The following is an 11287-nucleotide window of genomic DNA, read 5'->3' as shown; positions in this document are numbered from 1 at the left end:
GGTATAGTTTTACAGAAAGAGCTTTATGATTTTGCCTGGGGGGAAAATGGTCGTAACGTTTCGCCCAATACGCTGTATCAAAATATCTCGCTTATTCGGCGCGGCCTTAATCAACTGCAGCCTGAAGCTGGCCGCTGGGTTATTACGGTGCCGCGCAAAGGGTTCAAAATTGAACAGTCTATTACTCTGGTGCACAGCGACGACGAATCGCCACCACAGCCTGAGCCAACCGAAGCCGTTAAACGTTTACCTGGCGAGACTGATGCGTTTAGTGCTCTGTCTCCGCTGCTTAAGCCATGTTTACTGGTATTGCCGATCGCTTTACTGTTGCTCTTTATTTTCTTCATCCTTCCGGTTAACACCGATGTTCAGACAACAATTAACAACTACCATAAGCTGGAAGATATAGGAGAGTGTCAGCTGTACGTTTATAAAGAGAAAAAAGTGCCGCTGGAAGCAGTCAATAACATGGTGCATAATTACATTGACTGTCTACATTATCCCTATGTCTATATTGTTCACAACCAGCCGGCGAAAAACATTGTACTTGTTTCCTGCCAAAATCCGCTGACTCATGATGAATCTGCCTGCCCCTCCTTGTAGCGAAGGAGAGGGGCATGAAATATAAAACGCTTGTTTTCGCAGGCCTGCTGGCTTTTATTCTCTTTTTTGTCATCTTTTTCCCGTAGTCAGGGGGAGCAGACATTTTTCCTGCCTGTCAGTAAAGATCACTATCTGTTCACCTCGAAAGCGGTGATCCCCGCCGCGTTTGTTAAAGCGGACGGCGCTGTTCTGTGCCTGACGTCGCGCCAGGGTTTCGCCAGCCACGGCCTGCCCTGCACGTGACAGGAGGCGCGGACCGACGTATGTTTTCTACAGCGCCTGCGCGCAGGCCCAGGCGGAACTCCACGCCCACTGGAAGTTATAGCCGCCAAGCCAGCCGGTGACGTCTACCACCTCGCCGATAAAATAAAGCCCCGGCACGTCGCGCGCTTCCATGGTTTTTGAAGAGAGCTGGGTCGTGTCGACGCCGCCCAGCGTCACCTCCGCCGTGCGGTAGCCTTCTGTGCCGTTAGGCTGGATGCGCCAGTGGTGCAGCGTTTCGGTCAGCTCGCGCTGCTGTTTGCCGTTAAGCTGCTTTAACGTCACTTCCGGCACCACGCCCAACGCCTGCAATACCTCTACCAGCCGTTTCGGCAGCGGCTTCGCCAGGGTGTTTTTCAGGCTCTGGTTCGGGCGCGCCTCGCGTTCCTCATTAATAAAGGCATCGAGATCCTGTTCGGGTGACAGGTTGATGGTGACATATTCGCCCGGCTGCCAGTAGCTGGAGATTTGCAGCACCGACGGCCCGGAAAGGCCGCGGTGCGTAAACAGCATCGCCTCTTTGAAGCGCGTGCCGTCGGCCGCCTCAATCACCGTCGGCAGCGATACGCCCGACAGGGTTTGTAACTGCTCCAGCAGTGGCTTGTGCAGGGTAAAAGGCACCAGCGCAGCGCGCGTCGGGTGGATACGCAGGCCGAACTGCTCCGCCAGCCGATAGCCGAACGGCGAGGCGCCCAGGCCCGGCATCGACAGGCCGCCGCTGGCGATCACCAGCTTTTCCGCCTGCGCTTCCGCGCCGTTGAGCTGTACGCGATAGCCCGCCTCATCGCGGCTAACCGCGATCACTTCGCTGCGCAGACGCAGCGTGACCTGTCCCTTTTCGCATTCTGCCATCAGCAGGTCGACGATCTGCTGCGCTGAATCGTCGCAGAACAGCTGGCCCAGCGTTTTTTCGTGGTAAGCGATGCCATACTGGTTCACCAGGCCGATAAAGTCCCACTGCGTGTAGCGCGCCAGCGCTGATTTGCAGAAATGGGGGTTATGCGACAGGTAGGCGGCAGGCTCGGTATAGAGATTGGTGAAATTGCAGCGGCCGCCGCCGGACATCAGTATTTTTCGGCCCGGTTTTTTGCCGTTATCAATCAGCAATACCCGGCGGCCACGCTGCCCGGCCTGCGCTGCGCAAAACAGCCCGGCGGCCCCTGCGCCTATAATGATAACGTCATACTTTTCCACTGCTCACTCCTGCCTGGCGGCCAAAACCGCGATTGTAATGTGTTGCCGACATCCGGGCCAGCGTAACAAGAAATTCCGTAAAGTAACATAATGTAACTAACGGATTTCCTGGCATTTTTCCTGCCTGATGACCGGCGTTTTACACTTTTATGGCAAAAAAAAGCTATATTTTTCTTTCCCCCGGCGCGGTTTGTCGCTGATAATGCGCCGCGTTCATGTCCCCGAAAATGGCGTAACGCTTATGCTACATCTATTTGCTGGTCTCGATTTTAATACCGGCCTGTTATTAGTACTTGCTCTGCTGTTCGTGCTGTTTTATGAAGCCATTAACGGTTTTCATGACACCGCTAACGCAGTAGCGACGGTGATTTATACGCGTGCGATGCGCGCGCAGCTGGCCGTTGTGATGGCCGGGGTGTTTAACTTTTTTGGTGTGTTGTTAGGTGGTTTAAGCGTTGCTTATGCCATTGTTCATCTGCTTCCAACCGACCTGCTGTTGAATGTCGGTTCGGCGCACGGGTTGGCTATGGTCTTCTCCATGCTGCTCGCCGCAATTATCTGGAACCTGGGCACCTGGTATTTTGGTCTGCCTGCGTCCAGCTCCCATACGCTGATTGGCGCTATCATCGGTATCGGCCTGACCAATGCGCTGCTTACCGGCACCTCCGTGGTGGATGCGCTCAATATCCCCAAGGTGATCAATATCTTCGCGTCGCTGATCCTTTCGCCGATTATCGGCCTGGTGGTAGCGGGCGGATTGATTTTCCTGCTGCGTCGTTACTGGAGCGGCACGAAAAAACGTCGTCGTATTCATATGACGCCGGCCGATCGCGAGAAAGAAGACGGCAAGAAGAAGCCGCCGTTCTGGACGCGTATCGCGCTGATCGTTTCCGCTATTGGCGTAAGCTACTCGCACGGCGCCAATGACGGCCAGAAAGGCATTGGCTTGATCATGCTGGTGCTGATCGGCGTCGCGCCTGCCGGTTTCGTGATCAATATGAACGCTTCCGGCTATGACATCACGCGCACCCGCGATGCGGTCAACCATCTGGAGCAGTATTATCAGCAGCATGGCGACACGCTGCAGCATATTGTCCAGCTGGCGCCGCCTGCCCTGCCGACGCCGGAAGAAGCGCCGGGCGCGCCGCATGAGTTCCATTGCGACAGCGCACGCGCCATGATGGCGATTAACCGTACCCAGGCGATGCTGAATAATCTGTCGGGCTACGATGCGCTTAGCGTGGAGCAGCGCAGCCATCTGCGTCGTCTGCTGCTGTGCATCTCCGATACGGCAGAGAAAGCGGCCAAGATGCCGGAAGTTTCCGCGGAAGATAAACGCTTCCTCGGCAAGCTGAAGGGCGATCTGCTGAATACGGTTGAGTACGCGCCGGTCTGGATTATCGTAGCGGTCGCGCTGGCGCTCTCTCTCGGCACGATGGTCGGCTGGCGTCGCGTCGCCACTACCATCGGCGAGAAAATTGGCAAGAAAGGCATGACCTACGGCCAGGGGATGTCCGCTCAGGTGACGGCGGCCGTTTCTATCGGCGTCGCCAGCTATACCGGGATGCCGGTTTCCACGACGCACATCTTGTCGTCATCGGTGGCTGGCACCATGCTGGTCGACGGCGGCGGCGTTCAGAGTCGCACGATTAAGAATATCGCGCTGGCCTGGGTCTTCACACTGCCGATCTCCATTCTGCTTTCCGGCTCCCTGTACTGGGTCGCCCTGAAGTTTATCTGACGACGCGACGGGCCGGTGAAAACCGGCCCGTTTTCTTTTCCCGCCACCCTTTCCTGCCGTCAGAAGCTCGCCTCTAGTGCCAAATCGCCAGGCCTACCAGACTAATCGCCACCATCGCGCAGAGCGAGCTAGTAAGAACGAACTGTCCGCGTACCCGTTCGCAGCGGCGGATAAATTCTTCGTCATGATGATCCAGATAGTGCCGCTTCCAGATATACCGAACCAGCCGCACCTGTTTGCTCGGCTGGCCGTGCGCGGTGAAAAATCCTCCGCCGTCCACGTACTGGTAGAGCAAAGGATCGCATCCGCGCAGCACAATCAGTAGCGCACGCAGCGATGAAAAATAGCGTGCCATGTTGATTAAACAGACAACGCATAAAGCCCAGAAAAGCGCGACGGTGCTAATCATGTTCCCCCTCCCGGCTTACGACCGCGGCAGCGCGTTGCAGCGGGAATACGCTCCACACGCCCCACGATAACTTGCCTGCCACTAATGAACCGGACTGATTTGTTTTTTTACTGAAGAAAGCGCGGCATCATACCGGAGTATGATCGTTATGATTCAGTGTAGGAGATGTGATGAAAAATTTTCCAGCCGCTGTTTTCATTCGATGTGAAAAGCGAGTAAAACACTCCTTGATCCGGGTCGCAAAGCAGGCGCGCCGGAGACACTTTTGTTAATAACTGGCGCTATACTGACATTATGTGACACATGGAAGGAGTACCGTCATGGCTTATAAACATATTCTGATTGCCGTTGATCTCTCACCGGAAAGCAAACTGCTGGTCGAAAAGGCGGTTTCCCTGGCGCGCCCGTACGACGCCAAAATCTCCCTGATTCATGTCGACGTGAATTATTCCGACCTTTATACCGGTCTGATTGACGTTAATCTCGGCGATATGCAGAAGCGTATATCGGAAGAAACGCATCATGCGCTGACGGAGCTGTCGCAGGGTGCGGGCTATCCGGTGAGCGAGACGCTGAGCGGCAGCGGCGATCTGGCGCAGGTGCTGGTTGAGGCGATCAAGAAGTATGATGTGGATCTGGTGGTGTGCGGCCATCATCAGGATTTCTGGAGCAAGCTGATGTCTTCGGCGCGCCAGCTGATTAATACGGTGCATATCGATATGTTGATTGTGCCGCTGCGCGATGAGGATGATGAGTAAAGTCTGACGCGGCGCGTTAATCATAAGAAGGGGCGATGAGGTCGCCCCTTTTTTATTGGCTGCGGGATGGGTTGACAGGCGGTTAGGGAAAACCGGGGTGGCTTCTGGTTGTTCCGCGCCCCGCCGGAAGCCCTGGCCTATCGTAGAGACGCAAGATGTTATCCAGAGGATGCTGCTGGGGACAGTGTTTAGTGGGTGGTCGGTGGTCGGTTGACGCTGCCGTTTGGCGGGGTAGCGCCTGGTCGTTCTGCGCCCGCGCCGGAAGCCCTGGCCGGTCGTAAAGACGCAAGATGTCATCCCTGACAGCTCGGCCCGCGCCTTCCCTGGCGCGGGACGCTTTACTTTCGGCCAGGGCTCCCGTCGCCTCCGGCTTTTGAGTTGTCTGTAAGTCAAAACGGTGCGGCTTTGGGCGGCTCTGCTGCTTCTGGCTTTTGAGCCGCCTGTAAGGACAAAACGGTGCGGCTTTTGGCGGCTCTGCTGCTTCTGGCTTTTGAGCCGCCTGTAAGGATAAAACGGTGGGCTTTTGGCGCTTCCGTTAATCCGCCAGCGGCGGGTAGATATCGAAACGGTGGCTTTTGGTGGTAACCGCCGATTGCGTGGCAACGCCCGCCAGCGGCGGCGCATAGTCGGGCCGTTTCACCACGACCCGCTTTTTCGCCAAACGGCGCGCTGGCAGCAGCAGGCCGTCCGCATCCATATCCGCGCCCACCAGAGACTGAAACACCCGCATCTCTTTTTTCACCAGCGCGCTTTTCTGCCGGTGCGGATACATCGGATCGAGGTAGACCACATCGGGCGCCGGCGCGATATCTTCCAGCGCCGTCAGGCTGGAGGCGTGCAGCAGCGTCAGCCGCGCCTGTAGCCAGCCGCCGATTTCCGCATCCTGATAGCCGCGACGCAGGCCGTCCTCCAGCAGCGCCGCCACGACGGGATGCCGCTCCAGCATCCGCACCCGACAACCGATCGCCGCCAGCACGAAGGCGTCGCGCCCCAGCCCGGCGGTGGCGTCCACCACGTCAGGCAGATAGCCGCTTTTGATGCCGACGGCCTTCGCCACCGCCTCGCCGCGTCCGCCGCCGAAACGTCGCCGGTGCGCCATCGCCCCGCCGACGAAATCGACCCAGATGCCGCCCAGCTTCGGCTCGTCGCGTTTGCGCAGCTCCAGATGCTCCGGCGTCATCACCAACGCCATCGTCGCTTGCTCATCCTGTTCCAGCCCCCAGCGATCGGCTAAAACAGATAAGGCACCGTCTCCGGTGCCTGATTCATCAATTAAACCAATTTTCACGCCTGGCGTTATCCTTTAATGCCGTAGTGTTCCAGCATCGCATCCAGCTGCGGCTCGCGGCCGCGGAAGCGTTTGAACAGCTCCATCGGTTCTTCGGCGCCGCCGCGCGTCAGGATGTTATCGAGGAACGACTGGCCGGTTTCACGGTTGAAGATGCCCTCTTCCTCAAAGCGGGAGTAAGCGTCCGCCGCCAGCACGTCCGCCCACAGGTAGCTGTAGTAACCCGCTGCGTAGCCGCCAGCGAAGATATGGCTGAAGGCGTGCGGGAAGCGGCCCCAGGACGGACTCGGCACCACCGCCACCAGCTTTTTCACTTCCGCCAGCGTTTCAAGGATCTGCGCGCCTTTGGCCGGATCGAATTCGGTATGCAGACGGAAATCGAACAGGCCGAACTCCAGCTGACGCAGGATAAACAGCGCCGCCTGATAGTTTTTCGCCGCCAGCATTTTATCCAGCAGCGCCTGCGGCAGCGGCTCGCCGGTTTCGTAATGGCCGGAGATAAACGCCAGCGCTTCCGGCTCCCAGCACCAGTTTTCCATAAACTGACTCGGCAGCTCGACCGCATCCCACGGCACCCCGCTGATGCCGGAAACGCCCGGCACGTCGACGCGCGTCAGCATGTGATGCAGGCCGTGTCCGAACTCATGGAACAGCGTGGTGACTTCGTCATGGGTAAACAGCGCCGGTTTGCCGTTCACCGGACGGTTAAAGTTACAGGTCAGGTAGGCGACCGGTTTTTGCAGGCTGCCGTCCGCTTTACGCATCATACCGACGCAGTCGTCCATCCAGGCGCCGCCGCGTTTGTTTTCACGCGCGTAGAGATCGAGGTAGAAGCTGCCGCGCAGTTCGCCATCTTCGTCGTAGAGGTCAAAGAAGCGCACGTCAGGATGCCAGACGTCGACATCCTTGCGCTCTTTAGCGCTGATGCCGTAAATGCGTTTTACCACCTCGAACAGGCCGTTGACCGCGCGTTCTTCCGGGAAGTAGGGTCGCAGCTGTTCGTCGCTGATGGCGTAGAGGTGCTGTTTCTGTTTTTCGCCATAGTAAGTGAGATCCCACGGCTGTAGTTCGTCAATGCCGTGTTCCTGTTTAGCGAAGGCGCGCAGGCGCTCCAGCTCTTTTTCCGCCTGCGGACGAGCGCGCTGCGCCAGGTCGGTCAGGAAGTCGATCACCTGCGACGGGCTTTGCGCCATTTTGGTCGCCAGTGATTTGTGGGCGTAGGAGTCGAAGCCGAGCAGCTGCGCCAGCTCATGACGCAGCGCCAGTTCTTCCGCCATAATCGGGCCGTTATCCCATTTTCCGGCGTTCGGCCCCTGATCGGAGGCGCGCGTCGAGTAGGCGCGGTACATTTCTTCACGCAGCGCCTGGTTGTCGCAGTAGGTCATAACCGGCAGATAGCTTGGGATATCGAGCGTCAACAGCCAACCTTCTTGCCCTTTCGCTTCCGCCTGCGCTTTCGCCGCGGCCATGGCGCTTTCCGGCATGCCGGCCAGTTCGCTTTCGTCGGTGATTAACTTGCTCCAGCCCATGGTAGCGTCCAGCACGTTGTTGCTGTAGGTGGAGCCAAGTTCAGAGAGACGCGCGGCGATTTCACCGTAGCGCTGCTGTTTTTCTTTCGGCAGACCGATGCCGGACAGTTCGAAGTCGCGCAGAGCGTTATCGACCGCTTTTTTCTGCGCGAGGCTCAGCTGCGCGTAGTTTTCGCCCTCTTTCAGGTTGCGATATGCCTGATAGAGGCCTTCATGCTGGCCGACCCAGGTGCTGTACTCTGAAAGCAGCGGCAGCGTTTGTTCATAAGCCTGGCGCAGTTCCGGGCTGTTTTTCACCGAGTTGAGATGGCTTACCGGCGAAAAGATACGCCCCAGACGATCGTCTACTTCCGCTAACGGCTGGCACAGGTTGTCCCAGGTGTAGGGCGCGCCCTGCGCCACTACTTTTTCTACCACGTCGCGGCACGCTTGCAGCGCCTGCTCAACGGCAGGGACTACGTGTTCAGGCTGAATGGCGGAAAAAGGGGGAAGGGTAAACGAGGTCAATAATGGATTGGTCATCGCGCAGTCCTTTAAGTTGATGTGGGCGCGCAGAGGCGCAATATCACTAACATGCGGCTAAGCAGTCCGAAAATCAATGGGGCTTACGGCGCGCAGCGTTTTGGTGATGCTGATTTAACCCGGTGCGTTTGTTATATTCCTTATCCTGCTAATTTTGGTGTTTAAGGAAGAATACATCATGTGGTACTTACTGGCGGCGGCGCTGCTGGCGCTGCTTTTTTTCCGTCCTGCGGCGAAGCCGCTGCTGCTGGCGACGCTGGCGCTGGCGCTCTGGCAGCAGGCGCTGCTGTGGCCGGGTCTGCTGCTGTTAGCGGGCCTGACGCTGGTCGCCTGGCTGCGCACGCACTATGCGCATCACGTTCGGCTGATGCCGCTGTTTGAAGCGGTGCTGGCGGCAGGCGCCGTCGCGCTGACGCTGCATCTCGCGCCCGGCTTTCATAATCAGCCGGTCGTGGTTCATGCCCAGGCCGGTCCGCTCAGCGCGCCCTTTACATTTTACTACAATCTGGATAAGGCGCTGGTGCCCTTTATTCTGCTGGCCTGTTTGCCGACGCTGGTGCAGGCGCCCGCTTCCCCACCGCGCTCGCGTTTCGCCTGGCCGCTGTTGATCGCCGCGATTCCCGCGCTGTTATTGGTGGCGACGCTGGCGGGCGGGCTGCGCATTGAGCCGCACTTTCCGGCGTGGCTGGGCGCGTTCGCTCTGGCGAATCTGTTTTTCGTTTCGCTGGCGGAAGAGGCGCTGTTCCGCGCCTGGCTGCAACAGCGGCTGCGTCAACGATTCGGTGCATGGCCCGCGCTGTTGGTCGCCGCGCTGGTGTTTGGCCTGGCGCATTTCGCGGGCGGCCCGCTGCTGATTTTTTTCGCTACGCTGGCGGGGCTGTTGTATGGGCTGGCCTGGCAGTGGAGCGGCAGGCTATGGGTCGCGACGCTGGTGCATTTCGCCTTTAATCTGACCCATCTGCTGTTGTTCACTTATCCGGTGCTGCAACGCTAGCCGCACAGATCCGAGTAATTTAGTCGGCGTCCGGCTATACTAGCGTCAATTTCCGCCGGGGCGTTTCCGCCCCGGCCTCATTTCATCAGGCATCACCGGATATATTGTAGATATGCTTAGTTACCGTCACAGTTTTCACGCTGGCAACCACGCCGATGTGCTGAAGCACACCGTTCAAAGCCTGATCATCACCGCGTTGAAAGAGAAGGATAAACCTTTTCTTTATCTGGATACGCACGCTGGCGCTGGCCGTTATCAGCTGAGCGGCGAGCATGCGGAGCGCACCGGTGAGTATCTGGAAGGCATCGCCCGCGTCTGGCAGCAGGAGGATTTGCCGGAGGAGCTGGCGCCTTATATCAGCTGTGTGAAGGCGCTGAATCACGGCCCGACCCTGCGCTATTATCCCGGCTCGCCGCTGATCGCCCGCCATCTGTTGCGTGAAGACGATAAGCTGGAGCTGACGGAGCTGCATTCGAGCGATTTCCCGCTGTTGCGCAGCGAGTTTCAGAAGGATAGCCGCGCGCGTCTGGCGCGCGCCGACGGTTATCAGCAGTTGAAAGCGAAGCTGCCGCCGCCGTCGCGTCGCGGCCTGATTCTGATCGATCCGCCTTATGAGATGAAAAGCGATTATCAGGCGGTGGTGAAAGGGATTCAGGAAGGCTATCGCCGTTTCAGCACCGGCGTGTTCGCGCTCTGGTATCCGGTGGTGTTGCGTCAGCAGATTAAGCGCATGATTCATGAGCTGGAAGCCACCGGCATTCGTCGTATTCTGCAAATCGAGCTGGCGGTGCGCCCGGACAGCGACCGTTTCGGCATGACCGGTTCCGGCATGATTGTGATTAACCCGCCGTGGAAGCTGGAGCAGCAGATGCAGAATGTGCTGCCATGGCTGCATCGCGTACTGGTGCCCGCAGGCACCGGTCATACCAGCGTTAACTGGATCGTTCCAGAGTAAGGGACGGTTTTTCTTCAACGCCTGAGTGTCGCATAGAACACGCTAAGTACATCGGCGCGATGATGTGGAACGCCTGCCGTGACTTCATTCGGAAGGCCAACTTTCTGAAATCTCCGGATTGTTGGATCTTCCGCGCCGGTCAAATGCCGAATCCCACCAGCGAAAGGCGCATATACGCCTTCACTCCAGCGGCTCACGAGAATATGCGTACTGCTTTATGTCTGCCTCGATCTTCGAGACGGTATGCAGTGGCGACGCGCTGGTACTACATGCCGTCGCCGGTAGGGCAGGAAGGAATTGCCGGTGCCACTGACGCGATGACGCGATGACGCGATGACGCGCGGCGAATATCGCAAATTTATTCAGCATGGGGAGAATGTTTATCCACCGGCAAAATTTATAGCCCTACGTGTCAACTAACATATTCCTTCTGTTTAATCAGGGAAGCACATATGAATGTATAATTAAGTATTAGCTTTTAACAAGGACGTTGCTACTATGAGTTACACGGATATATCAGCGCTGAAGAGTGAGTCAGACCGCCAGCTGGCGCTACGACTTGAAAAAGCCGTAGCGTCGATTAGAAACGAAGTGGTCAACGACGCTAAAGATCTACGTGCAGCAGCACAGCGGATAACCTTTCTTACATCTTGCTTTTTTGAAGATTATCAAGATGTGTGTAGGCAGATACAAGAGGATGATAAACGCTTTTATCTCGGTCTGATGCAAATAGTAACAGACCGCAATGCTGTTTATAAAATGATTGAAATATATTTTGAGCTAGTATTCAAAAATAAAAAAGAAGAGCAAATATTAAGAATCAGGGATGCGTTATTTAAAGCTGGCATTCGCGTATCGGCAGGCCAGATAAATGGTAAGGCGCTAACGGTTGCTGTGGTTGCAGCGGCAGCGTATGGTTTTAAATTAAGCGCAATAACGAGAAGATATGTCATACACGGCACGACCACCGCACTTTTCCTTATGAAAGTTCACGGGCTTGTAGCCCCCGCAAAAGAAAGCGCAGAACGTTTAC

At 57.0% G+C, this 11287-nt stretch carries 11 protein-coding genes; 7 read left to right on the top strand and 4 right to left on the bottom strand.

Annotated elements, in window-relative coordinates:
• Together MYY08_RS11795 and MYY08_RS11790 are read left to right on the top strand one after the other, a co-directional pair.
• Positions 1-603, top strand: a 603-nt coding sequence (locus MYY08_RS11795) for a winged helix-turn-helix domain-containing protein (protein ID WP_288014332.1), incomplete at its 5' end; no start/stop codon positions are given.
• A gap of 66 nt (positions 604-669) precedes the next feature.
• The gene (locus MYY08_RS11790; RefSeq protein WP_156462411.1) at positions 670-846 is read left to right on the top strand and encodes a hypothetical protein; all 177 of its coding nucleotides are present in this window, start codon (positions 670-672) and stop codon (positions 844-846) included.
• A 27-nt stretch (positions 847-873) separates the two neighbouring features.
• On the opposite strand, the gene MYY08_RS11785 is transcribed toward MYY08_RS11790, so the two are convergent.
• Entirely contained in the window at positions 874-2058 is a 1185-nt protein-coding gene (locus MYY08_RS11785; RefSeq protein WP_038629602.1) for a BaiN/RdsA family NAD(P)/FAD-dependent oxidoreductase, read from the bottom strand.
• 241 nt (positions 2059-2299) lie between these two features.
• Between MYY08_RS11785 and pitA the strand changes: the two genes are divergently transcribed.
• Positions 2300-3799 (top strand): inorganic phosphate transporter PitA, encoded by a 1500-nt coding sequence (gene pitA, locus MYY08_RS11780; RefSeq protein ID WP_190296377.1) that lies wholly within the window; start codon positions 2300-2302, stop codon positions 3797-3799.
• A 73-nt stretch (positions 3800-3872) separates the two neighbouring features.
• On the opposite strand, the gene uspB is transcribed toward pitA, so the two are convergent.
• Positions 3873-4208 (bottom strand): universal stress protein UspB, encoded by a 336-nt coding sequence (gene uspB / locus MYY08_RS11775; protein WP_038629601.1) that lies wholly within the window; start codon positions 4206-4208, stop codon positions 3873-3875.
• Between the two features lie 320 nt (positions 4209-4528).
• Between uspB and uspA the strand changes: the two genes are divergently transcribed.
• On the top strand, positions 4529-4966 hold the full coding sequence (uspA, locus tag MYY08_RS11770; RefSeq protein ID WP_038629600.1) for a universal stress protein UspA: 438 nt from the start codon (positions 4529-4531) through the stop codon (positions 4964-4966).
• Positions 4967-5501: 535 nt separating this feature from the next.
• On the opposite strand, the gene rsmJ is transcribed toward uspA, so the two are convergent.
• The gene (gene rsmJ, locus MYY08_RS11765; RefSeq protein WP_038629596.1) at positions 5502-6254 is read right to left on the bottom strand and encodes a 16S rRNA (guanine(1516)-N(2))-methyltransferase RsmJ; all 753 of its coding nucleotides are present in this window, start codon (positions 6252-6254) and stop codon (positions 5502-5504) included.
• A gap of 8 nt (positions 6255-6262) precedes the next feature.
• The gene (gene prlC / locus MYY08_RS11760; protein ID WP_038629593.1) at positions 6263-8305 is read right to left on the bottom strand and encodes an oligopeptidase A; all 2043 of its coding nucleotides are present in this window, start codon (positions 8303-8305) and stop codon (positions 6263-6265) included.
• 178 nt (positions 8306-8483) lie between these two features.
• Here prlC and MYY08_RS11755 point away from each other — a divergent pair, with 178 nt between their 5' ends.
• The 3 genes from MYY08_RS11755 to MYY08_RS11745 form a co-directional block, all read left to right on the top strand.
• Positions 8484-9299, top strand: coding sequence for a CPBP family intramembrane glutamic endopeptidase (locus MYY08_RS11755; protein WP_038629590.1), 816 nt, complete (start codon positions 8484-8486; stop codon positions 9297-9299).
• A 112-nt stretch (positions 9300-9411) separates the two neighbouring features.
• Positions 9412-10254, top strand: a complete 843-nt coding sequence (locus MYY08_RS11750) for a 23S rRNA (adenine(2030)-N(6))-methyltransferase RlmJ (protein WP_038629588.1) — start codon at positions 9412-9414, stop codon at positions 10252-10254.
• Positions 10255-10752: 498 nt separating this feature from the next.
• On the top strand, positions 10753-11287 hold a 535-nt coding region (locus MYY08_RS11745), incomplete at its 3' end, for a hypothetical protein (protein ID WP_288014328.1).

Source organism: Mixta sp. (genome assembly GCF_024610815.1).
GTDB classification, from domain to species: Bacteria; Pseudomonadota; Gammaproteobacteria; order Enterobacterales; family Enterobacteriaceae; genus Mixta; species Mixta calida.
Note: the sequence above shows the minus strand (reverse complement) of the source record. Positions and strands in the feature narration are given on the sequence as shown.

Coding starts and splice junctions, on each gene's coding strand:
- pitA (WP_190296377.1), top strand. CDS start 2,300: ATGCTACATCTATTTGCTGGTCTCGATTTTAATACCGGCCTGTTATTA.
- uspB (WP_038629601.1), bottom strand. CDS start 4,208: ATGATTAGCACCGTCGCGCTTTTCTGGGCTTTATGCGTTGTCTGTTTA.
- uspA (WP_038629600.1), top strand. CDS start 4,529: ATGGCTTATAAACATATTCTGATTGCCGTTGATCTCTCACCGGAAAGC.
- prlC (WP_038629593.1), bottom strand. CDS start 8,305: ATGACCAATCCATTATTGACCTCGTTTACCCTTCCCCCTTTTTCCGCC.
- MYY08_RS11755 (WP_038629590.1), top strand. CDS start 8,484: ATGTGGTACTTACTGGCGGCGGCGCTGCTGGCGCTGCTTTTTTTCCGT.
- MYY08_RS11750 (WP_038629588.1), top strand. CDS start 9,412: ATGCTTAGTTACCGTCACAGTTTTCACGCTGGCAACCACGCCGATGTG.